The following is a 20,274-nucleotide window of genomic DNA, read 5'->3' as shown; positions in this document are numbered from 1 at the left end:
GTTCCCGGGCGGCCTCCGGAGGCTCTCAGGCGGGGTAGGCGTGCGTCTGGGCGGCCTTGACGGTGGCCCACACCTCGGCGCCCGGGTGGAGGTCCAGCTCGGCGGCGGCGACCGTGGTGAGGTCGGCGACCAGGGGCAGCTCGCCGGTGAGGGCGGCGCGGATCTGGTCGCCGTGCGTCTCCAGACCGGTGACCTCGCAGCGCCAGAGATTGCGGGCGCTGGAGCCCGTGGGGCGCTCCCGGTAGAGGGTGACCGCTCCCGGGGGGAAGGCGACGAAGACCGGGCCGGTGAGGTCTTCGGTGGTGGTGATGGCGGGGCCCGCGTCGAGGCGGACGGTGTGGCCGTCGGCGGTGCCCTTGTAGAGGTTCAGGCCGACCAGCTGGGCGACGTAGTCGGTGCGCGGGCGGCGGGCGATCTCGGCCGGGGTGCCCTCCTGGACGATCCGGCCGTGCTCGACGACCACCAGCCGGTCGGCCAGCACCATGGCGTCCAGCGGGTCATGGGTGACCAGGACGGCGACCGCCTCGAAATCGGCCAGGTGGTGGCGGAGCCGCGCCCGCACCTCGAGGCGGGTACGGGCGTCCAGGGCGGCCAGCGGCTCGTCCAGGAGCAGCAGCCGGGGCCGGGTGGCCAGGGCGCGGGCGAGGGCCACGCGCTGGGCCTGGCCGCCGGAGAGACGGCGCGGCTTGGCACCCGCGTGTTCGGCGAGGCCCATGCGGTCCAGCCAGGCGGCGGCCTGGGCGCGGGCCTCCGCCTTCGTCGCGCCCTGGCAGCGCGGGCCGAACGCCACGTTGTCCAGGGCCGTCAGATGCGGGAAGAGCAGGTAGTCCTGGAAGACGACGCCGACCGGGCGGGACTCGGGCGGCGTACGGTCCAGGGCGACGCCGTCCAGACGGAGGTGACCGCCGGTGAGCGGGGTCAGCCCGGCGAGGGCGCGCAGCGCGGTGGTCTTGCCGGCGCCGTTCGGGCCGAGGAGGGCTACGACGTCGCCGGGGGCGGCGGAGAGGGCGACGTCCAGGCGGAAGGTGCCGCGGTCGACGATCAGGCGGGCGTCCAGGCCGTTGCTCTGTGCGGGGGCTGCGGGGGCTGCGGGGGCTGCGGGAACTTCGGGGCCCGCGGGGCCCGCGGGCGCGGCGGGGGCTTCGCCCGGGGTGCTGTCCCTCGGTGCGTGGTTCTCTGTCATGTGGCTCTCATCCAGCGGTCCCGCAGGCCCGCCAGGACCGCGATGGACACGGCCAGGAGGACCAGGCTGAGGGCGATCGCGGCGGCGGGGTCGTTCTGGAGGGCCAGGTAGACGGCGAGCGGCATGGTCTGGGTGCGGCCGGGGAAGTTGCCCGCGAAGGTGATCGTCGCGCCGAACTCGCCGAGGGCGCGAGCCCAGGCGAGGACGGCGCCCGCCGCGACGCCGGGGGCGATCAGGGGCAGGGTGACCCGGCGGAAGGCGGTGAACCGGGAGGCGCCCAGGGTGGTGGCGGCCTCCTCGTAGCGCCGGTCGGCGGCGCGCAGGGTGCCCTCCACGCTGATGACCAGGAACGGCATGGCGACGAACGTCTCCGCGAGGACGACGCCCGCCGTGGTGAACGGCAGCGTGATGCCGAACCACGCGTCCAGCCACCGTCCGACGACGCCGTTGCGGCCGAGCGCGAGCAGCAGCGCGACACCGCCCACCACGGGCGGCAGCACCAGCGGCAGGGTCACCAGGGCACGGACCAGGCCGCGGCCGGGGAACTCCGTGCGGGCCAGCAGCCACGCCAGCGGCACCCCGAGGACCAGGCTGAGCGCGGTCGCGGCCGTGGCGCAGATCAGGGACAGCCGCAGCGCCTCCCACACCCCCGGGCTGGTCAGCTGGTCCGGCAGACTGCCCCAGGGGGTGCGCACGAGCAGGGCGAGCAGCGGGACCAGCAGGAACGCCAGGCCGAGCAGGGCGGGCAGCAGCAGCGGCAGGGGCACGGCGAGGGAACCCCTGGGCCGTTTGCGCGGCGGTCCGCCCGTCAGGCTCCGGGCGCTCATGGCTTGAGGAACCCGGCCTCGGTCAGCACCTTCTGGCCCTCGGGGGACCGCACCAGCGCGATGAACGCCCTGGCGGCCGTGCGGTTCGGCGCGTCCTCCAACAGGGCGATCGGGTAGTCGTTGACGGCGTCGGCCGACTCGGGGAAGTCCACGCCGTCCACCTTGTCACCCGCGGCCCGGACGTCCGTCCGGTACACGACGGCCGCGTCGGCCTCCTTCAGCTCCACCTTGGTCAGGGCGCCCTTGACGTCCTGCTCGTAGGAGGCGGGCTCGAGGTCGAGTCCGGCGGCGTCGAGGGCCTTCTGTGTGGCTGCCCCGCAGGGCACCTCCTTGTCGCACAGCACGACCTTCACACCGGACTTTGCGAGGTCCTCGAGCGAGGAGATCCTGTCGGGGTTGCCCGGCAGGGTGGCGATCTGGAGCTGGTTGCGGACGAAGGTGACCGGCTTGCCGTCCGTACCGTCCCGGTTCGTCACGAGGGCCATGGTCTTCGGGCTCGCGGCGGCGAATACGTCGGCGGGCGCGCCGTTGGTGATGCCCGCGGCGAGGCTGTCGCTGCCGCCGAAGCTGAAGGTGACCTCGGTGCCGGGGTGCCGCTGCTCGAACTCCTCGCCCAGCTTCTCGAAGCTCTCCTCGAGGGAGGCGGCGGCGAAGACGGTGACCGTGCCGGAGAGCTTCGGGGACCCGGAGGCGTCGGCGGTCGTGTCACCGGAGGACGAGGAGCAGGCGCCCAGCGCGAGCAGCACCGCGGCGCCCGCGCCGGCGGCGGCGATGCGCGGGGTCCGGCGGGTGATACGGGTCATCGCGGGGCCACTCCTCGGGCAGCTGCGGGCTCAACACCGATCATACTGACGCAGATGCGAGGCAGATGTCTGCTGGAGCATCGCATGAGCCAACTTGCACCCGAAGCTGGGCGCGCACGTGCGTTCGTACGGAGCGAGTGGGCTCTCAGCTGCGGTCGATATGGACATTCGTCGACTTCACCCGGGCGGTGGCCTCCATCCCGACTTCCAGGCCCAGCTCCTCCACGGCCTCGCGGGTGAGCAGGGAGACCAGGCGGTGCGGGCCCGCCTGGATCTCCACCTGGGCGGCGACGTCACCGAGCTTGATCGCGGTCACGATGCCGGGGAAGGCGTTGCGGGCCGAGGTGTACGGGGTCTCCTCCTCGGTGTTTCCGGCGTGCGCGAGTTCCACCGAGAACGCGGCGAGGTCCCGGCCGTCGATGAGCCGGCGGCCTGATTCGTCGCGGTGGGTCGCCACCCGGCCCGCGTCCGCCCAGCGGCGGGCGGTGTCGGGGCTGACGCCGAGCAGTCGTGCGGCCTGGCCGATGGTGTAGGAGTGCATGCACGTCACGATAGGGCGGGCCCTCTCAAGGATCCTCCAGACCGGACACCCGGAACACGGCGTGCGCGGTCTCGCGGTCGACGCGCCGGCCGAGGCGGTCCAGCGCGGTCCGGCCGCACAGCAGCGCGCCGGCGGTCTGCGCGCGCTGGGCGTCCTCGTCGAGGCGGTGCCACAACTCGGGGTTGGCGACGAGGACCCGGGGATCGAGTTCGACCCGGGCGCCCAGCGCGTCGCGCAGGACCAGGCGCTGGGCGATGCCGTCGGAGCAGCGCACGGAGACCAGCAGATCGGTGCGGACCCGGCGGGTGCGCAGCAGGAACCGCGTCTCCAGCCAGCCGGTGCCGGCCGCGACGCGGGGCGGGCACAGCATCAGGAAGAGCAGTGCGGCCAGGACCAGCCAGAGGGCGCCGCGCCAGGGGGTGAGGGTGGTGGCGGCCCAGTCGATGAGGAGCAGCGCTCCGAGCAGTACGGCGGCGGAGGCGAGCGCGCCGCGCAGATGCCGTGTCCACTGGCGGTCGTACGCCGTGGGGCCGGAGTGCCGCTCCGGTAACCGGGACGGATCGGGTCGCGTGCCGTCGGGGGGCTTCATGTGTTCGACGCTAGGGAGCCGTACGGCCCGGGCGGGGCGGCTTGACGGGACGCTGACGGGTGGAAAGGGGTTTCTTGACGCGGGTTTGCCGGGGGCGTGGGCGTCGCAGGCTCGGGGTGACTCACGAAGGGCTGTGACGCATGCGGACTTACGAGAACCCGGTCCTCGCCGGTTTCCACCCCGACCCGAGTGTCTGCCGGGTCGGCGAGGACTACTACCTGGTCTGTTCCAGCTTCGAGTACTTCCCGGGCATACCGGTCTTCCACAGCCGGGACCTGGTGCACTGGCGCCAGATCGGCAACGTGCTCGACCGGCCGGGCCAACTGCCGCTGCCGCCGGAGGTGCCGGCGTCGGGCGGGATCTACGCCCCGACCATCCGCCACCACGACGGGCGGTTCCACGTCATCACCACCAACGTCGGCGGCGGGGGCAACTTCCTCGTCACCAGCGAGCGGCCCGAGGGCCCCTGGTCCGACCCGGTCTGGATCGACCTGCCCGGCATCGACCCCGACCTGGCGTGGGACGACGACGGCACCTGCTGGGTGGCCCTGGCGGGCGTCGGCGTCGCCCGGATCGACCCGGCCACGGGGAAGGTGCTGGAGGGGCCGGTGCCGGTGTGGTCCGGTTCGGGGAAGCGGGACCCGGAGGGCCCGCATCTGTACCGGATCGGGGACTGGTGGTACCTGCTGGTCGCCGAGGGCGGCACCGCGCGCGGCCACTCCGTGTCCATCGCCCGCGCCCGCACCCCCCTGGGCCCGTACGAGCCCGCCCCGCACAACCCGGTCCTGTCCCACAGCGGCAGCCGCGAGCCCGTCCAGTGCACCGGGCACGCCGATCTGGTCCAGGCGGCCGACGGCAGCTGGTGGATGGTGCTCCTCGGTACCCGGCCGCGCGGCTTCTTCCCGGAGTTCCACGTCCTGGGTCGCGAGACGTTCCTGGCCCCGGTGGAGTGGGGGGACGGCTGGCCCCGGGTCGGACCGGTGCGCGAGCGGCATCCGGCGCCCGCGGCCTGGCATCCGGTGGCGGCGGAACCGGCGCGGGACGACTTCGACGGCACGACCCTCGCCCCGTACTGGATCTCCCCGCACGGTCGCCCCGACGGCTCCTGGTCGCTGACCGAGCGGCCGGGCCGGCTGACGCTGACCGCGACCGGGGACAGCCTGGACCGCCCCGGCCACACCTTCGTCGGTCGGCGGCAGCAGCATCACGACTGCCGGGCCTCCGTCCGGCTGGACCCGGGGGCCGGGCGGGCCGGGCTGTCGGTCCGGATGGACGAGGCCCACCACTACGACCTCGAGGTCGCCGGGGGAACGGCGCGCGTGATCGCCCGGATCGGGCCGGTGCGCCAGTGCCTGGCGGAGCACCTGGTGCCGCCGGGGCCGGTCACCCTCGCCGTGGACATCCGGACGAGCGACGTCCGCCCGCCGACGGCGGTACGGCCCGGCGAGGACACGACCGGCGTCAGGGCCGGCGGGCCGGACACGCTCGCGTTCTGGGTGGGGGGCGCGGACGACGGCCCGGGCGAGGGCCGGGATGGGGGCACGGGCAGGGGAGAGGGCCGGGACGGGGGCACGGGCAGGGGAGAGGGCCCGGATGGGCGCATGGACGGGGGCGTACGGCTGGCGGAGCTGGACGGGCGGTATCTGTCCACCGAGGTCGCCGGCGGTTTCACCGGCCGGGTGATCGGCATGTACGTCACCGAGGGGCAGGCGGCGTTCGACTGGTTCGCCTACGAGGCGGGGGCCTGAGCGCTGCCGGACGGGCCGTGTGCCGCACGTATCGTGCCGGACATGCGGCGGGGCCGGTCCGTGGGCCGGCCCCGTTCGTGCGGTGGTGCTCAGGCGGCCGTCATCACCCGGCCGGTGTCCAGAGGACGGTGCGGGGCGATGATCTGGCCGTCCGGCAGAAGCTCACCGGTGTCCTCGAAGAGGACGACGCCGTTGCACAGCAGGCTCCACCCCTGCTCCGGGTGGTGCGCCACGAGACGGGCGGATTCCCGGTCGGCGGAGTCGGCGGTCGGGCACGGTGGCTGGTGCTGGCACATGGAAGGGATCTTTCGCTCTGTCGTGTTCATGGCCGCCCCCGTATGCGATGTGTCGGTCGAACCCAGTGTTGCCCTACGGGCGTCGATCCGCAGGGATTTCGCAGCACCGCTTCTCACAGGTTCATGACGCGTCACCCGCGCGGACGGTTCATCCCGACTGCACTGTCCTTTTGGATGGTTCTCGGGGGCCGGAAGGGGCTAGTCCGGGCGGGGGGTGTGGCGAACGTCCGTTCCCTGGTACGGAGTGGCGGGCGAACGCGCGTACCCCGCCACGGGGTTCCGTGGCGGGGTACGGGGCGACGCACAGGACCGGACGCCGGGGGTGTGGCGGCCGTCAGGCAGGCGAGCCCAGGAGGGGCGGCGGGGTCGTCCGGAGGGTCAGCACCGGGAGCAGGTCGGCGACCCGGTGCGGGCGGTTCGCGGCGATCCCGGGCGGGGCGGGCGCCAGCGGAACCAGCAGATCGGTGGCCGCGGGCACGCCGGTGGCCCCGTCCGCGGCGTAGTCGCCGTGCAGCCACAGGGTGAGCATGTAGAGGCCGGGCACGGACAGCAGCCGCGGCTGGTACGTCTGGGTCAGGGTCGTCTCGGCCTGGTGCAGTGCCTGCTCGGTGGACCGGACGTACGGCCCCTCGAAGAAGTGCGAGAACGCCCAGCCGTCGGGGGTCAGCATGGTCTCCGCCGCGGCCACGGCGCGGTCGCCGCAGCGGATCAGGAAGCGCCAGCCGGCCAGCCGGGTGGCGGGTACGCCTTTGGCGCTGACGCTGTCGAGGACGTGCACCGGAAGCGGCAGCTCGGGGGTGACGGGACCCTGGGCGCTGAGCAGCGAGGGAGTTCGGGCCTCGCGGACGGCGGTGGGGGAACCGAGGGCTGTCAGGACGGAGCGAAGTGCCGGCGCGGGAGCCGGGGGGACATGCAGCGGCATGGTGGGTCGCCTCTCATTCGACAGGCACGGTGAAGCGAGGGGGTGGGGGCGGACGGCGCTGTCAGCTCACGAGGTCAGAGAGGCGGAACCGGGGTCCGCGCACAGATGTGTGGGTGAGGGCTGCCGTGGAGTGCCGACGGCAGGCTCCGGCGACCGGGCGCCAACCTTCTCTGCCTTGTTCGCGGAGTTTATACGACACCTGTTCACCCGGTGTTTCGTCTAGCTGTTCCGGGGAAGTCGGGCAAGAAGTCATTCAGCCGGTGGGGTGCCGCCGAAACGCGGGGAAACATCCCGATTCCGAGCCGACTGCACGGGGCTGACCTCGGTAAATGCCCCGGCTGCGGTCGGCCATTTCTCGTCGGCGTTTTTCACGAGGGAGCGCGGTGGTGAAATTGCACCCTGTGTCATGCCGGATGAATGTGCCACCGATCAACGCCCACCGATGTGACCAGAGTAGCCCTCCGGGGCGTCGGCCGGGCACGTTATGGATCGCTTCGGCGGGGCATCATCCCCCCTGACCCGGACATCGGCGGCCGGAGCGCCCGGCCCGCCCACCGAAGGAGGGACGCTTCGATGGGGGAGAAGGTCGTGGCAGGCGCGTTCGACCTGTCCGATCGGCAGCGGTATCGCGACAAGCTCCACAAGTGCCTGACGGGCTTGGAGCGGCTACTGGAGGAGAAGCGGTTCGATCGGCCCAAGAATCTCATGGGCCTGGAGATCGAGCTGAATCTCGCGGGCGCGGACGGCATGCCGAGAATGCTGAACGGTCAAGTACTCGAAAGGATCGCCAGCCGCGATTTCCAAACGGAACTCGCCATGTTCAACCTCGAGGTCAACATCGCCCCCCACCGGCTGGGCGGGCGGGTATTCGACCGGCTGGCCGAGGAGCTCCGCACGTCGCTGGCCTATGCGCACCGCAAAGCCGGGGAGGTCGACGCGGGAATCGTGATGATCGGCATTCTGCCGACCCTGGAGCGCGACGACCTGGTCTCCTCCAACCTCTCCGACGTCGACCGCTACACGCTGCTCAACGATCAGATCGTGGCCGCGCGCGGGGAGGACTTCACGCTCGACATAGAGGGTGTGGAGCATCTGGTCTGCACCGCGAGGTCCATCACGCCGGAGGCCGCCTGCACCTCGGTGCAGCTGCACCTCCAGGTCACGCCGGGCCGGTTCGCCGATGTGTGGAACGCGGCGCAGGCGGCGTCGGCCGCGCAGATAGCCGTAGGGGCGAACTCGCCGTTCCTGTTCGGCCGGGAGCTGTGGCGTGAGTCCCGGCCACCGCTGTTCCAGCAGTCCACCGACACCCGCCCGCCCGAACTCCAGGCGCAGGGTGTGCGGCCGCGGACCTGGTTCGGTGAGCGGTGGATCTCCTCGGCGTACGACCTGTTCGAGGAGAACCTGCGCTACTTCCCGGCGCTGCTGCCGATCTGCGACGACGAGGAGCCGCTGGACGTCCTGGACGCGGGCGGGGTGCCGGCCCTCTCCGAACTGGTGCTGCACAACGGCACGGTCTATCGCTGGAACCGGCCGGTGTACGGCATCGCCGACGGGGTTCCGCATCTGCGGGTGGAGAACCGGGTGCTGCCGGCCGGGCCGACCGTGACCGACGTCGTCGCGAACGCGGCCTTCTACTACGGCCTGGTCCGGGCCCTGGCCGAGGAGTCCCGGCCGCTGTGGACCCGGCTGCCCTTCGAGACGGCTGCCGCCAACTTCGACGCGGCCTGCCGGTACGGCATCGACGCGCGGTTCACCTGGCCGCGGCGCGGGCGGTACGGCGGGCTTGCCGAGGTGGACGCGGTGAGCCTCGTCCGCGACGAACTGCTGCCGCTGGCCGAGGCGGGGCTGGACGCGTGGGGCGTGGAACCGGCGGACCGGGATCTGTACCTCGGGGTGATCGAGGAGCGGTGCCGGCGGCGGGTCAACGGGGCGTCGTGGCAGGTCGCGACGTTCCACCGGGCGCTGGAGGCGGGACTGCCGCGGGCGGCGGCACTGGCCGCGACGACCCGGCGGTACGCGGAACTCATGCGGGAGGGTGAGCCGGTGCATCTGTGGCCGGTGGGGCTGCCGGAGCCGGTGCCGACCGGGTCGGTTCGGCGGGGAGGGTGACTGGCGGGCGGCGAGGGGCCGCGTCAGGGCCCCGGGCGGCACCCGGGACGTACGAGCGCGGATCCTTGCCGCCGCGCACCAGCGGCAGCGCCTGGTCGGCGGCGCTCAGCCGGGCGGCGACGACCGCGCGCCGCTCTGTCCGACAACCGTCGAGCAGCGCCTCTGCGGCCTTGGCGGAGGGTGTCGGTGAGGGGACGCCGTACGGTTCGTAAGCTCTGTCTCGGATCCGTCCCGGACGTGGGGCGGGCCGTGAGGCAGCGGGAGGCAGGGTGCGGGGCGAGGCGGGTGTGGTGGCTGGGGCCTCGTCGGCGGAGCGGCCGCGGCGGCGGGTGCTGCGGGACGAGACGGTGCTGGTGCTGGCCCTGTCGCTGGGCGCCAGCGGGGTATCCGCGCTGATCAGTTTCGTCGGGTCGGTGACCCGGCCGGGCGGCCTCAAGGACCAGGCCGCCACCCTCAACGCCTCGGCGGCGCCGGGCCGTCCCTGGCTCGACCTCGCCTGGCAGCTCTTCGGCATCACGACGGCGCTGGTGCCCGTCGCCCTGGTCGCGCACTTCCTGCTGCGCGAGGGGCAGAGCCTGCGCACCCTCGGTTTCGACCGCACCCGGCCCTGGTCCGACCTCGGGCGCGGCGCGGCGATCGCCGCTGTGATCGGCAGTACCGGCATCGCCTTCTACCTCGCCGCGCGGGGCCTCGGCTTCAACCTGACCGTGGTGCCCGAGGCGCTCCCCGACGTGTGGTGGAAGTACCCGGTGCTGATCCTCTCGGCGGTGCAGAACGCCGTACTGGAAGAGGTCATCGTCGTCGGCTATCTGCTGCGCCGGCTGAACCAGTTGGGGTGGTCGCCCGGCAGCGCGCTGATGGGCAGCGCGCTGCTGCGCGGCTCGTACCACCTCTACCAGGGCATCGGCGGCTTCATCGGCAACCTCGTGATGGGCGTCGTCTTCGTCCACCTGTACCGGCGCTGGGGACGGGTGGGCCCCCTGGTGGTGGCGCACTCGCTGCTCGACATCGGGGCGTTCGTGGGCTACGCGCTGCTGGCGGGCAAGGTGGACTGGCTGCCGACCGCCTGACCCACGGGCGGCCGGCAGCTCCTCGTGTCTCAGGCGTGCAGGTCGCCCTCGATCACGGTCACCGCGTGGCCGCCGAGCAGGGTGCGGTCGCCGCGCAGTTCGACGTGGACGCGGCCGGAGCGCGGCGAGGCCTGCAGTCCGGTCAGGGCGGGGCGGCCGAGGCGGTCGGCCCAGAACGGGGCGAGCGCCGTGTGGGCGCTGCCGGTCACCGGGTCCTCGTCGATGCCGAGGCCGGGGAAGAAGCAGCGGGAGACGAAGTCGTACCCGCGGGCCGGGTCCTCGGCGCGGGCGGTCGCGATGACGCCGCGGCGGGAGTACGCGGCGAGCGCCTTGTGGTCGGGCGCCAGGGCGTGGACCGTCTTCTCGTCGGCGAGTTCGATCAGCAGATCGCCCACGTGCGGTCCGGTGTCGAAGGCGGCGAGCGGCTCGGCGCCCAGGGCGTCGGCGACGCCGTCCGGGACCGCGACGGGCGTGAGCGGTGCGGTCGGGAAGTCGAGGGTGACCGAGCCGTCCTCGCGGGGCGTGGCGATCAGGACGCCGCTGCGGGTGGCGAAGCGCACGGGACCCTCATGGGCGCCGGTGGTGGCGAGGACGTGGGCGGTGGCCAGGGTGGCGTGGCCGCACATGTCGACCTCGGCGACCGGGGTGAACCAGCGCAGGGCCCAGTCGGCCTCCCCGCCCTCGGGCAGCCGGTGCGCGAAGGCCGTCTCGGCGTGGTTGACCTCCATGGCGACGTTCTGCAGCCAGGCGTCGTCCGGGAAGGTGTCGAGGAGGAGGACCCCGGCAGGGTTGCCGGCGAAGGGGCGGTCGGTGAAGGCGTCGACGATTCGAATGCGCATGGGGCGACGCTAGGGGGTCGGCGGAGCCGCGGGCGAGGGCCAATCCGCGAGTGCTGGACTGTCCCCCGCGGGCCACGGCCAATCCGCGAGTGCTGGATCGTCCTGTCTCAACGAAGTTGGTCGTCCGCGCCTCGTTGATCCGCGTGGACTGCATGGGGTGAGACGCGGGGACTTGGTTCGTCGAGACACATCTCGGGGGCCAGGACCGAACAGGCTGAGTGCTGTCCGGTCTCAGGTCGGGCTTCCGCTGTACTGGTCGGGCCGTCAGGTCCCGGCGCCGGCGACTCCCGAGTCGTCCCGCCGACTCCGCCGAGCCCGCTGACGCGGCTGCGCGTTCCGATGCTGGTCGCCCACCTGCTCCAAGGCGGCCTCGTAGGCGTGCAGGGCGGTGATGACTGTGGCGCGTTCCGCGGGGTCGAGACCCCGCATGACGCGTTCCCAGGCAGAGGCGCTGCCGGAAAGCCATTCGCCGATCGGTGCGGCGTAGGCGGGGGCGATGGCGATGATGCGGCGGCGGCGGTCGGCGGGATCGGCGGTGCGCTGCAGGACGCCCGGCCGTGACAGCTCGCTGACCATGAGGCTGACGGTCGTCGGGGCCACCTCCAGCCGAGCGGCCAGCTCGTTGACGCTGGTGGGGCCGTCGTACTCCAGGTGGGCCAGCAGCGCGAGGTGTCGCGGCGCCAGGTCCAGACCCTGGAGCGCCGGAGGGATGGGCAGACGCTTGGCGCGGCCCACGAGCCGTGGCATGAGCAACAGCAGGGCGCGGACGGCCTCGTTGACGGCTGGACCATCCGATTCCGTGGACATCAGCGACCTCTTCCAGATACCTTTGAAAACAAAGGCTTTAGATTCAAAGGGAACGAGGTTCACTATGCCGCATCTGACCGTCCACCTTCCAGAGAGCAGGCTGACCGGGAACGAACCCATGCTCGTCGCCGCACTGACCGACGCTGTCGTCGACGTCTACGGCGAATGGGCCCGCGACCTCGTGAGCGTCCGCCTGGCCGGAGTCCCCGCAGGCCGTTTCGCGCAGGGTGGCAGGGCCGTGGACACAAACGCCTCGGTGATCTTGGGTGTCCGTGCCGGCGTTTTCGACCGCCCCGACGCCGACCAGATCACCGCGCGCCTCGGCACCGCCCTCACTGACGCGATCACGCGCGTCGTCGGCGATGACCTCCGCGCCGGCACCATGGTCGAACTCGTGGCGTCACCGCCGGAACGCACCTTCGTCGGCGGCGCCCTCGCCGAGTGACCCTCCATCTGGGCCACCACCCCACCATGAGAGGTCCCAGGGCTGCGAAGACCTCCCGGAGCCGGGCAGCCACCAGGTGGTGCAGACACCGTGGGTGCCGGTAGCGCGGCAGCCGCCGGACATCCGCGAGCAGCACCGCGCCCGGTGTTCCCGGCCGCTCGAACCTCCACCCGGCCTGGGCGCAGAGCAGACGGGCTCGCCGTCATGCCAGTGCAGCCGGAACGGCTGCGAGCCGATCCCCACCACGCTCGGATCGAAGTCCATCAGCAGTAGTCGGTCCCGCTCCAGCCCTGCTGGATTGTCCTGTGACAGTGAAGTTTGACCATTGTCAGCGAAGTTTGATCAACCCGCGGATGCCTGAGCGGTGACACGGTGGGGGACCCCGGCCCCGACGGTGGAAACGGGATCAGTTCGCGGAGCGGTCGGAGTTCCGGGGCCCAGCGGCTGCGGACGAGGCCGCGGCTTCGTGGGCTGCGAGTTCTTCTGGGGTTCCGACGAAAGCAGGTCCAGAGTTCGGAGGGAGGCGCTCGACCACCATCGCGATGGCCTCCTGTGGCGTCGCGGCCGGCCCGACGGTCTCGCTGCGCAGAGGGCCGGAGACCAAGTAGCCGCCGTCTGCCGCGGGCTGGATGTAGGGAATGTCCCACGTCCATCGCTGCTCTGTGCAGCGGCTGAAGTGCAGCTCTCCCATTCCGGTCCACGGGAACAGTTGTTGTAGGCGGGGTTCGGCGTAGGCAGCTTCGAGCAGCTCCGGACGGACCCGCCCGTCGTCGCGGACCTTCTGCCAACCTGCTTCGACCAGAGCCCGGCCCGACGTCGTCGTATCCATAGTGACCATCATCCCTGCCGCTACTCATTCTTCCGCTGGCGGTAGGCCTTCTGCCGACAGCGTTGTGAGCAGGTCCGGCGCTGGAGCCAGCCCGGTCCTGGCGGCAGCGGTTCGTGACAAACCGCGCAGGCTCCACCGTCTGCGGGGGTGGAGGAGGTGGTGGGGGCGGGTTAGAACGGGGTTGCTTGGTTCGCTGGCGGTGCACTCGCTGACGGCATCGGTCCGAACAGGTCATGCGGATTGTCGAGAACACAGGATCGCCGCAGCCAGGGCAGGTCAGGGGTTCTCCGCGCCCGATGCTCTCCCACCATTCTCGCTTCTGTTGGAGGTAGTCAGCCCGCCGGCAGGCGGAGGAGCACAGGCGGTAACGCTGTCCGGGACGGACCCGCATCTTCTTCCCGCAGTGCTTGCAGGGGACTTTGGGCCAGTGAGCGCGGGGTTCCGCCTGCGGTATGCCTTTTGGCGGCAGGCCTGCGAACACCGCAGGGCCTGGCGGCCGAGGATTCCGAGAGGGGGCATGGCCGCGCCGCATTCCAGGCAGCGCTTGGTCTCCAGGGTGATCCGGAGGGTTTCAGCGTCCCGCCCGGTCACGAGGGCCAGGCGGCCGAAGCTCGGAAGACCGAGATGACGGGGCGGTTCGCAGAGGTAGGTCCGCAGGTAGCGGGATGGGAGGTGGTTGGCGTGGGCGAGGCGGACGATGTATGCCCGGATGCCCCGGCCTGGGATCGGACCTGAACCGGCAGGGGCCGGAGCCGTTCCTGGGTCATCGGATGGTGCCAGGGCTGCGGAACTCGGGTGCCTCGGCGGCGACGTCCAAGGGGATGGCTTCAAGCCCTGCCTTGGTGATCTTCCCGGATCCGTCGAGGATCGCGTCCATCGCGGCGCCTCGGACTTGGTGGGAGAGTGCGCCGATCCTGCCGCCGGTGCGGTCGTGCAGGTATCGGTCCAGCTTGGCCAGGGTGTTGGGTTTGTGCCGACGCAGGTTGAGGGTGTCCTCCATGGTGGCGACCAGGCCCTGCCACTCGCTGTTGTAAGGGAACGGGCGGGTGGGGATCAGGGTGAAACGGTCGGCGATCTGGGCGCCCCGGGTGCCGGTCAGCAGTGTGCTGCGCTCGATGTCGATGCCCGCGTAGATGAATGTCGCGGGGATGCGTTCGGAAAAGTACTTCAGGGTGTCGGCGACCTCGGCGCCGTGTCGGGTGGTGAGCGAGACGTTGTGCAGCTCGTCGACCAGGACCATGCCGGTGCGGGAGTCAGTGCAGACCCCGACGACGGCCTTGCGGTGGTCGCAGACGATCACCTCCGGGACGATCACCGGGCGGCGGCGTGCTCCAGCCGTTCGTCCAGGGCCAGCAGCCGGCGGTGCGGCACCACCGAGCGGGACATCTTCAACGCGTGCACCCAGCCCGGCCGCATAGGTTCGGGCGTGGTGCGGGCCAGCAGCACGCTGGCGTCGACCGACTTCGTGGTCGGCCGCATCACCGCCGCAGTCACCGTCCTGGTCGCGACGTCGACCATCGCGGTCAGCTCGACTTTCCCGGTGATGCTGTTGTCCAGCCGGACCAGCGCATCCAGCGGGGTGGAGTCGATCTGCATGACCTCGCCGGGGGCGAACACCGGCAGTTCGCCGTGCGGTCCTTGGGCTCCGTGGGCCCTTGAGCGGCGGGTGGTGGCGGAGCCGGTGGTGTGGGTGCCCGCGGTCAGCTTCGCCAGCAGCCGGTAGACGGTCCGCTGCGAGGGCAGCCTGACCTGCTGCCCGGCTGGGGAAGCCTTGAGGATCTCGCCGGTCCGCCAGAGCAGGAACGTGCCCGTGCGAGTCGAGGCGTCCACGGCCTCGTCGATCGCCTGCCGCATCGCCGCGACCACCGCGTCGTCCAGGTGATCGAAGTTCAGTGGAAATCGAACGAGATTCGCAGTCACGGGACACGGATTGATGTGGCCGGGCTTGTCGGGCGAACTGTTCCGATATATCGTTGAGGCATCGCGAACGATACGCGACAGATCAAGGAATGATCACGAGAGATCAACGAGTGAATGGAGTGATCGCCCTGCGTTCCCACGGATTCGAGCGTGGACACGGTGGTTCCGGCCGTCACGGCCGGGGTGGTTTCGGCGGTGGACTCGGTGGTGGGTCCGAGGGGTGGCGTGCCGCCTTCGGTCCCTTCGGGCCGGGTGGCCCCGGCTTCGGCGGACCGGGCTTCGGGGCGGGCCCCTGGGGCCCGCGCGGACGCGGCGGGCCGCGCGGCAGGGCACGGCGGGGTGATGTACGGGCCTCGATCCTGGCTCTGCTGAAGGACCGGCCGATGCACGGCTACGAGATGATCCAGGAGATCGCCGAGCGCAGCGGCGGCGCGTGGAAGCCGAGCCCCGGCTCGGTCTACCCCACCCTCCAGCTGCTGGAGGACGAGGGTCTGATCTCCAGTGAGACGGAGGGTGGCAAGAAGCTGTTCTCGCTCACGGCGGCGGGCCGCGCGGCGGCCGAGGACGGCCCGGACGCCCCCTGGGAAGAGGCCTCGCGCGGGGTCGACTGGGAGGCGCTGAACGACATCCGCCAGGCCGGTTTCGGTCTGATGGAGGCCTTCGGCCAGGTCTGGAAGACCGGCACCGCCGAGCAGCGCGAGAAGGCGCTGGGGGTCATCAACGACGCCCGCAAGAAGCTGTATCTGATCCTCGCCGACGAGGACTGAGCCGCGGCACCCGCGGTCAGCCCACGCGCCGTATCACCGCCGCGTCGAACACGTCCCACGCGCGCGGGAAGGGGCCCTCGTCGTGACAGTGCCAGGCGTCCCAGAACAGGTCGGCCGGCAGTGCGTCCTCCGGGGTGTACACCCGGTACACGTACTGCCGTCCGTCGACCGCCGGAAGGGCGGCCAGCCAGCACTCCCTCTCCATCGCCCTGTGTGACGTGCGGCCGGGCACGATGGTTGCCCCCCGGGGCGCACGGCAAGGCGGCGCGCGCCCTGAGATGAGATACGGCCTGATCTCATCCGTAGGGAGGAGATTCCGGCCGGGGATGTCCGCTCTGTGTGGGACGTGGAAATGCGTCCTGCCGGGGATGCCCCGATCACCGTGAGCTGATGAGGTGGGGGATGTGCAACCCCGTATTCCCCGGCAGTCGGGCCGTGACCAGGGAACCCACCGCGTGGACGACGATGCCGGGCTCGGCCCCGAGCTGGCATCGGTGCTCACGGCTGCCCGCCGGCGGGCCGTGCGCGACGGGGACCGGCAGATCGACACCGCCCATCTGCTCCACTCGCTGCTGGACTACGACCCCGAGGTGCGCGCCCTCCTCGACGGACCGCAGCTCGCCCGGCTGCTCGGCTATCTCGTGCAGCGCAGCATCGGCTACGGCCTGCGCTGGCAGAGCGGCGTCGAGGACTCCGGCGCCGTCCCGGTCGTACCCGGGGCGGCCGAGGGCTGGTCGCCGGTGGCCGCGGCGGCGCTGTCGTACGCCTGCGGGCGGGCCGCGGGGCGCGGCGCCGACCGGGCGTGCGGGACCGACCTGCTCGCGGGGATCATCGCCGACCCCGGCGCGCGGGCGGTCGAGGTGCTGGGCCGCGCCGGGGTGGACGTGGCACGGCTGCGGGCTCGGATCGATGAGCCGTCGGTGGATGACTGGCCGCTGGATGGTGAGCCGATCGACGACCGGCGGCCTCTCGATGACCGGCCGTTCGATGACCGGCCGTTCGATGACCGGTCGATTGAGGGCCGGCCTGTCGATGACCGGCCTGTCGGTGACCGGCTTGTCGAGGGCCCGCGGATCGACGGCCGGGCGCTCGACGTGCCGCTGATCGAGGGCGCGTCGCAGGAGTGCGCCGCCGGGGGTGAGCCGGGGCTCTGACCGGGCGCTGACGTCCAGTCACTGAGACAGGTGTCATCGGGGGTGACGCTCATGTCATCGCCTGTCATCATGTGCCGGTGCGTACCTCTGAGAGCAGTCAGGGCAACCGCGGGAAGGGCCTCGGGCTCGGTCTCGCACTCGCGTCGGCCGTCGCGTTCGGCGGGTCCGGAGTCGCGGCCAAGCCGCTGATCGAGGCCGGTCTCGACCCGCTGCACGTGGTGTGGCTGCGGGTGGCCGGCGCCGCCCTGGTGATGCTGCCGCTCGCCGTGCGGCACCGGGCGCTGGTGCGCCGCCGGCCCGCGCTGCTCGCCGGGTTCGGGCTGCTGGCGGTGGCCGGTGTCCAGGCCTGCTACTTCGCCGCCATCTCCCGTATCCCGGTCGGGGTCGCGCTGCTCGTCGAGTACCTGGCGCCCGCGCTCGTCCTCGGCTGGGTGCGGTTCGTGCAGCGGCGGCCGGTGACCCGGGCCGCCGCGCTCGGGGTGGTGCTCGCGGTCGGCGGGCTGGCCTGTGTCGTGGAGGTGTGGTCGGGGCTCCGCTTCGACGCGCTCGGCCTGCTGCTGGCGCTCGGCGCCGCCTGCTGCCAGGTCGGCTACTTCGTCCTGTCCGACCAGGGCAGCGACTCCGGCGAGGACGCGCCCGACCCGCTCGGCGTCATCGCCTACGGCCTGCTCGTCGGCGCCGCCGTGCTGACCCTCGTGGCCCGGCCCTGGGGCATGGACTGGTCGGTGCTCACCGGCACCGCGCGCATGGACGGCACCCCGGTCGCGGCCTGGGTGCTGCTCGGCTGGATCGTGCTCGTCGCCACGGTCGTCGCCTACGTCACCGGCGTGCTGGCCGTCCGCAGGCTGTCGCCGCCGGTCGCCGGCGTCGTGGCCTGCCTCGAGGCGGTCATCGCCACCGTGCTGGCTTGGGTACTGCTCGGCGAGCACCTCTCCGCCCCGCAACTGGCGGGCGGCGCGGTGGTGCTGGTGGGCGCGTTCATCGCGCAGTCCTCGACCCCCGCGAAGAGCGGGCAGGAGCCGGTGGCGAGCGGCGGGCCGGGGGAGCGGGAGCTGTCCGCGCGCGGCAGCGCCTGACGGCTGGAGCCGCGTGCGCGGTTGCCTCCGGCGGCCTGCCGGGCCGGCCCGGCGTCCGGTGGGGCGGGCGGTCGGCGCCGGGCGCGCGAGACGCATCGCGGTGCCGCCGTCCCACGGGTGTACGGCCCTTGGGCGGCGGCCCTGTGCTGGTCGCCTCGCCGGCCGGTCCGCCGTCTGCCCGCGCATGATGCCCATGGGCCGGCTTCGCCCACACCCCTGGGCACACCCGGTCAGCCCGGTTCAGAGCGCCGCAAGATACCCCGGCAACGGCGTCCCCGGAGCCAGGCCAGGGTCGGCGACCGGAGTGTCGTAGCCCTTGCGCAGGGGGACGACGCCCGCCCAGTGGGGGAGGTCCAGGTCCTCGGGCTCGTCGTTCACGCCGCCGGTGCGCAGCTTGGCGGAGACCTCGTTCAGGTCGAGGCGGATGACGGCGGTGGCGGCGAGTTCCTTCTTGCTGGCGGGGCGGGAGTCCGCGGCGCGGCCGGGCACCACGTGGTCCACCAGCGCGTCCAGGGCCTCGCGCTTCTCGTCCGGGTCCGTGACGTCGTAGGCGAGGCCGTGCACCACCACCGAGCGGTAGTTGATCGAGTGGTGGAACGCCGAGCGGGCCAGGATCAGCGCGTCGACATGGGTGACCGTGAGACAGACCGGGAGGCCCGGGTCGGCCTTGCCGGTCATCCGCAGCGGGCGCGAACCGGTCGAGCCGTGCACGTAGAGCCGCTCGCCGACGCGGCCGTAGAGCGTCGGCAGCACGACCGGGGCGCCGTCGCGGACGAAGCCCAGGTGGCAGACGTAGCCCTCGTCGAGTATCGCGTGCACCAGGTCCCTGTCGTACGAGGCGCGGTCGGCGGAGCGCGTGGGGACGGTGCGGTCGGTCGGGGTGTAGGCGGCGGGCAGCGACGGCGTCTGCTGGGTCCCCTGCATTGGCGCTCTCCATTGCACTAGTGCATAATTGGATTTGTGCTAGGAGAATATCCGATCAGAGGGCGGCGCGCAGCGGAGATTTCCGCGAGCGTCGAGGAGGCGGTGGCGAACGGTGACCTCGAACCGGGTCGACTGCTGCCGCCCATGCGGGAGTTGGCGCAGCGGCTCGGGGTGAACCCGAACACCGTCGCCGCCGCGTATCGCACCCTGCGCGAGCGCGGGGTCATCGAGACCGACGGCCGCCGCGGCAGCCGGGTGCGCGCCACGCCGGCCACGACCGGGCGCGAGTACATCCGGGTGGAGGTGCCGGAGGGGGTGCGTGACGTGGCCGCCGGCAACCCGGACCCGGCGCTGCTGCCCCCGCTCGGTGCGGCCTTCGCGGCGGCGGCCGGACGGAACGACCGGCAGCCGGTGCTGTACGGCGAGACGGCGGTGGAGCCGGAACTGGAACGGATCGCCCGCGCCGACCTGGACGCCGACGGCGTGCCGGACGGACCCCTGGCGGTCACCTCCGGCTCGCTCGACGCCATCGAACGCGTCCTCGCCGCCCATCTGAAGCCCGGCGACGCGGTCGCCGTCGAGGACCCCGGCTGGGGCAGCCTCCTCGACCTCGTCCCGGCCCTCGGGCTGCGCACCCTCCCCGTCGAGGTGGACGACGACGGACCGCTCCCCGACGGCGTCCGCGCCGCCCTCGCCGCCGGGGCCCGCGCCCTGATCGTGACCGACCGGGCCCAGAACCCCACCGGAGCCGCGGTGTCCGCGACCCGCGCGCGTGCCCTGCGGTCCGTGCTCCGGCAGCACCCGGAGACCCTGCTGATCGAGGACGACCACGGGCACCGGATCGTCGACCTGCCCCTGCACCCCCTGGCCGGCGCCACCCGCCACTGGGCCATGGTGCGCTCGGTCGCCAAGGCGTACGGCCCCGACCTGCGCCTCGCCGTGCTCACCGGGGACCCGGTCACCGTGGACCGGGTACGCGGCCGGCAGCGGCTCGGGCCCGGATGGGTCAGCCGGATCACCCAGCGAGCGGTGGTGCGGCTGTGGACCGACGGCGCGGTGGACCCGCGGGCCGTGGCGGCGGCGTACGGGCGACGCCGCGACGCCCTCATCGACGCCCTCGCGGACCGCGGCATCACCGCGCACGGCCGCAGCGGCATGAACGTGTGGATCCCGGTCCCCGACGAGACCGGAGCCGTCGCCCGCCTCCTGCACGCGGGCTGGGCGGTCGCCCCCGGCGCCCGCTTCCGGATCAGCGCGCCGCCCGGCATCCGGGTCACCGTCTCCGCGCTGACCGAGGCGGAGACGGACACCCTGGCGGAGGCGATCGCGGCTGCGGTGGGGCCGGGAGCGGCGGTACGCGGCTACGCGTGAGGCACGCGAGGTGCTACGACCGCGCCCACAACGGCAGCGCCTGCGGCCACGACC

At 72.5% G+C, this 20,274-nt stretch carries 19 protein-coding genes and 2 pseudogenes; 8 read left to right on the top strand and 13 right to left on the bottom strand.

Features of this window, described 5'->3' with window-relative positions:
* Positions 1–25 precede the first annotated feature (25 nt).
* The 5 genes from ACIG0D_RS20595 to ACIG0D_RS20575 all read right to left on the bottom strand — a co-directional run bounded on the left by ACIG0D_RS20595 (position 26) and on the right by ACIG0D_RS20575 (position 3,943).
* Positions 26–1,183, bottom strand: a complete 1,158-nt coding sequence (locus ACIG0D_RS20595; protein WP_399802704.1) for an ABC transporter ATP-binding protein — start codon at positions 1,181–1,183, stop codon at positions 26–28.
* A complete protein-coding gene (modB, locus tag ACIG0D_RS20590) occupies positions 1,180–2,010 on the bottom strand; it encodes a molybdate ABC transporter permease subunit (protein WP_399802702.1) in 831 nt (276 codons plus the stop codon). Before modB ends, ACIG0D_RS20595 begins: the two co-directional genes overlap by 4 nt.
* Positions 2,007–2,813, bottom strand: a complete 807-nt coding sequence (gene modA, locus ACIG0D_RS20585; protein WP_399802699.1) for a molybdate ABC transporter substrate-binding protein — start codon at positions 2,811–2,813, stop codon at positions 2,007–2,009. The genes modB and modA overlap by 4 nt, the downstream gene beginning before the upstream one ends.
* Before the next feature lie 145 nt (positions 2,814–2,958).
* Positions 2,959–3,354, bottom strand: coding sequence for a molybdopterin-binding protein (locus ACIG0D_RS20580; RefSeq protein ID WP_399802697.1), 396 nt, complete (start codon positions 3,352–3,354; stop codon positions 2,959–2,961).
* Between the two features lie 25 nt (positions 3,355–3,379).
* Positions 3,380–3,943, bottom strand: a complete 564-nt coding sequence (locus ACIG0D_RS20575) for a hypothetical protein (RefSeq protein ID WP_399802695.1) — start codon at positions 3,941–3,943, stop codon at positions 3,380–3,382.
* Positions 3,944–4,083: 140 nt separating this feature from the next.
* On the opposite strand from ACIG0D_RS20575, the gene ACIG0D_RS20570 reads away from it, so the two are divergent.
* On the top strand, positions 4,084–5,691 hold the full coding sequence (locus ACIG0D_RS20570; protein ID WP_399802692.1) for a glycoside hydrolase family 43 protein: 1,608 nt from the start codon (positions 4,084–4,086) through the stop codon (positions 5,689–5,691).
* Positions 5,692–5,780: 89 nt separating this feature from the next.
* Here ACIG0D_RS20570 and ACIG0D_RS20565 read toward each other — a convergent pair whose 3' ends face one another.
* Positions 5,781–5,987 carry a DUF5999 family protein gene (locus ACIG0D_RS20565; RefSeq protein WP_365762031.1) on the bottom strand — a complete coding sequence of 69 codons (207 nt, stop codon included), beginning with the start codon at positions 5,985–5,987 and terminating at the stop codon, positions 5,781–5,783.
* A 334-nt stretch (positions 5,988–6,321) separates the two neighbouring features.
* On the bottom strand, positions 6,322–6,909 hold the full coding sequence (locus ACIG0D_RS20560; protein ID WP_399802689.1) for a hypothetical protein: 588 nt from the start codon (positions 6,907–6,909) through the stop codon (positions 6,322–6,324).
* A 573-nt stretch (positions 6,910–7,482) separates the two neighbouring features.
* On the opposite strand from ACIG0D_RS20560, the gene ACIG0D_RS20555 reads away from it, so the two are divergent.
* Both ACIG0D_RS20555 and ACIG0D_RS20550 read left to right on the top strand, forming a co-directional pair.
* Positions 7,483–9,018, top strand: a complete 1,536-nt coding sequence (locus ACIG0D_RS20555; protein ID WP_399802687.1) for a glutamate--cysteine ligase — start codon at positions 7,483–7,485, stop codon at positions 9,016–9,018.
* Positions 9,019–9,287: 269 nt separating this feature from the next.
* The gene (locus tag ACIG0D_RS20550) at positions 9,288–10,088 is read left to right on the top strand and encodes a CPBP family intramembrane glutamic endopeptidase (RefSeq protein ID WP_399802685.1); all 801 of its coding nucleotides are present in this window, start codon (positions 9,288–9,290) and stop codon (positions 10,086–10,088) included.
* Positions 10,089–10,117: 29 nt separating this feature from the next.
* On the opposite strand, the gene ACIG0D_RS20545 is transcribed toward ACIG0D_RS20550, so the two are convergent.
* Positions 10,118–10,927, bottom strand: coding sequence for a PhzF family phenazine biosynthesis protein (locus ACIG0D_RS20545; RefSeq protein ID WP_399802683.1), 810 nt, complete (start codon positions 10,925–10,927; stop codon positions 10,118–10,120).
* Positions 10,928–11,191: 264 nt separating this feature from the next.
* On the bottom strand, positions 11,192–11,734 hold the full coding sequence (locus tag ACIG0D_RS20540; protein ID WP_399802681.1) for a MarR family winged helix-turn-helix transcriptional regulator: 543 nt from the start codon (positions 11,732–11,734) through the stop codon (positions 11,192–11,194).
* Here ACIG0D_RS20540 and ACIG0D_RS20535 point away from each other — a divergent pair.
* The gene (locus ACIG0D_RS20535; RefSeq protein WP_399802679.1) at positions 11,727–12,179 is read left to right on the top strand and encodes a 4-oxalocrotonate tautomerase family protein; all 453 of its coding nucleotides are present in this window, start codon (positions 11,727–11,729) and stop codon (positions 12,177–12,179) included. The two genes, ACIG0D_RS20540 and ACIG0D_RS20535, sit on opposite strands and share 8 nt — an antisense overlap.
* Positions 12,180–12,585: 406 nt before the next feature.
* On the opposite strand, the gene ACIG0D_RS20530 is transcribed toward ACIG0D_RS20535, so the two are convergent.
* Together ACIG0D_RS20530 and ACIG0D_RS20525 are read right to left on the bottom strand one after the other, a co-directional pair.
* The gene (locus tag ACIG0D_RS20530; protein WP_399802677.1) at positions 12,586–13,008 is read right to left on the bottom strand and encodes a DUF6193 family natural product biosynthesis protein; all 423 of its coding nucleotides are present in this window, start codon (positions 13,006–13,008) and stop codon (positions 12,586–12,588) included.
* A gap of 1,267 nt (positions 13,009–14,275) precedes the next feature.
* Positions 14,276–14,862 (bottom strand): annotated as a pseudogene (locus ACIG0D_RS20525) (integrase); the annotation flags it as partial.
* Between the two features lie 194 nt (positions 14,863–15,056).
* Here ACIG0D_RS20525 and ACIG0D_RS20520 point away from each other — a divergent pair.
* Positions 15,057–15,695 carry a PadR family transcriptional regulator gene (locus ACIG0D_RS20520; protein ID WP_399802757.1) on the top strand — a complete coding sequence of 213 codons (639 nt, stop codon included), beginning with the start codon at positions 15,057–15,059 and terminating at the stop codon, positions 15,693–15,695.
* Between the two features lie 16 nt (positions 15,696–15,711).
* Here ACIG0D_RS20520 and ACIG0D_RS20515 read toward each other — a convergent pair whose 3' ends face one another.
* Complete coding sequence (locus ACIG0D_RS20515) at positions 15,712–15,900, bottom strand: hypothetical protein (protein WP_399802674.1); 189 nt, start codon at positions 15,898–15,900, stop codon at positions 15,712–15,714.
* A gap of 199 nt (positions 15,901–16,099) precedes the next feature.
* Between ACIG0D_RS20515 and ACIG0D_RS20510 the strand changes: the two are divergent.
* Together ACIG0D_RS20510 and ACIG0D_RS20505 are read left to right on the top strand one after the other, a co-directional pair.
* A pseudogene (locus tag ACIG0D_RS20510) lies at positions 16,100–16,609 on the top strand (Clp protease N-terminal domain-containing protein); the annotation flags it as partial.
* A gap of 311 nt (positions 16,610–16,920) precedes the next feature.
* Positions 16,921–17,925, top strand: coding sequence for an EamA family transporter (locus ACIG0D_RS20505; protein ID WP_399802672.1), 1,005 nt, complete (start codon positions 16,921–16,923; stop codon positions 17,923–17,925).
* A gap of 240 nt (positions 17,926–18,165) precedes the next feature.
* Here ACIG0D_RS20505 and ACIG0D_RS20500 read toward each other — a convergent pair whose 3' ends face one another.
* Entirely contained in the window at positions 18,166–18,849 is a 684-nt protein-coding gene (locus ACIG0D_RS20500) for a pyridoxamine 5'-phosphate oxidase family protein (RefSeq protein WP_399802671.1), read from the bottom strand.
* A 36-nt stretch (positions 18,850–18,885) separates the two neighbouring features.
* Here ACIG0D_RS20500 and ACIG0D_RS20495 point away from each other — a divergent pair, with 36 nt between their 5' ends.
* On the top strand, positions 18,886–20,220 hold the full coding sequence (locus ACIG0D_RS20495; RefSeq protein WP_399802670.1) for an aminotransferase class I/II-fold pyridoxal phosphate-dependent enzyme: 1,335 nt from the start codon (positions 18,886–18,888) through the stop codon (positions 20,218–20,220).
* Positions 20,221–20,274 lie beyond the last annotated feature (54 nt).

The sequence above is a fragment of the Streptomyces sp. NPDC052773 genome (assembly GCF_044547145.1).
GTDB lineage: Bacteria > Actinomycetota > Actinomycetes > Streptomycetales > Streptomycetaceae > Streptomyces.
The sequence above is the reverse complement of the archived record's forward strand: the minus strand, read 5'-3'. Positions and strand labels throughout refer to the sequence as shown.

Excerpts from the sequence above, each read along its gene's own strand:
- ACIG0D_RS20530 (WP_399802677.1), bottom strand. The coding sequence starts at position 13,008 with ATGGATACGACGACGTCGGGCCGGGCTCTGGTCGAAGCAGGTTGGCAG.
- modB (WP_399802702.1), bottom strand. The coding sequence starts at position 2,010 with ATGAGCGCCCGGAGCCTGACGGGCGGACCGCCGCGCAAACGGCCCAGG.
- ACIG0D_RS20560 (WP_399802689.1), bottom strand. The coding sequence starts at position 6,909 with ATGCCGCTGCATGTCCCCCCGGCTCCCGCGCCGGCACTTCGCTCCGTC.
- ACIG0D_RS20595 (WP_399802704.1), bottom strand. The coding sequence starts at position 1,183 with ATGACAGAGAACCACGCACCGAGGGACAGCACCCCGGGCGAAGCCCCC.
- ACIG0D_RS20515 (WP_399802674.1), bottom strand. The coding sequence starts at position 15,900 with ATGGAGAGGGAGTGCTGGCTGGCCGCCCTTCCGGCGGTCGACGGACGG.
- modA (WP_399802699.1), bottom strand. The coding sequence starts at position 2,813 with ATGACCCGTATCACCCGCCGGACCCCGCGCATCGCCGCCGCCGGCGCG.
- ACIG0D_RS20565 (WP_365762031.1), bottom strand. The coding sequence starts at position 5,987 with ATGTGCCAGCACCAGCCACCGTGCCCGACCGCCGACTCCGCCGACCGG.
- ACIG0D_RS20545 (WP_399802683.1), bottom strand. The coding sequence starts at position 10,927 with ATGCGCATTCGAATCGTCGACGCCTTCACCGACCGCCCCTTCGCCGGC.
- ACIG0D_RS20500 (WP_399802671.1), bottom strand. The coding sequence starts at position 18,849 with ATGCAGGGGACCCAGCAGACGCCGTCGCTGCCCGCCGCCTACACCCCG.
- ACIG0D_RS20555 (WP_399802687.1), top strand. The coding sequence starts at position 7,483 with ATGGGGGAGAAGGTCGTGGCAGGCGCGTTCGACCTGTCCGATCGGCAG.
- ACIG0D_RS20580 (WP_399802697.1), bottom strand. The coding sequence starts at position 3,354 with ATGCACTCCTACACCATCGGCCAGGCCGCACGACTGCTCGGCGTCAGC.
- ACIG0D_RS20570 (WP_399802692.1), top strand. The coding sequence starts at position 4,084 with ATGCGGACTTACGAGAACCCGGTCCTCGCCGGTTTCCACCCCGACCCG.
- ACIG0D_RS20540 (WP_399802681.1), bottom strand. The coding sequence starts at position 11,734 with ATGTCCACGGAATCGGATGGTCCAGCCGTCAACGAGGCCGTCCGCGCC.
- ACIG0D_RS20575 (WP_399802695.1), bottom strand. The coding sequence starts at position 3,943 with ATGAAGCCCCCCGACGGCACGCGACCCGATCCGTCCCGGTTACCGGAG.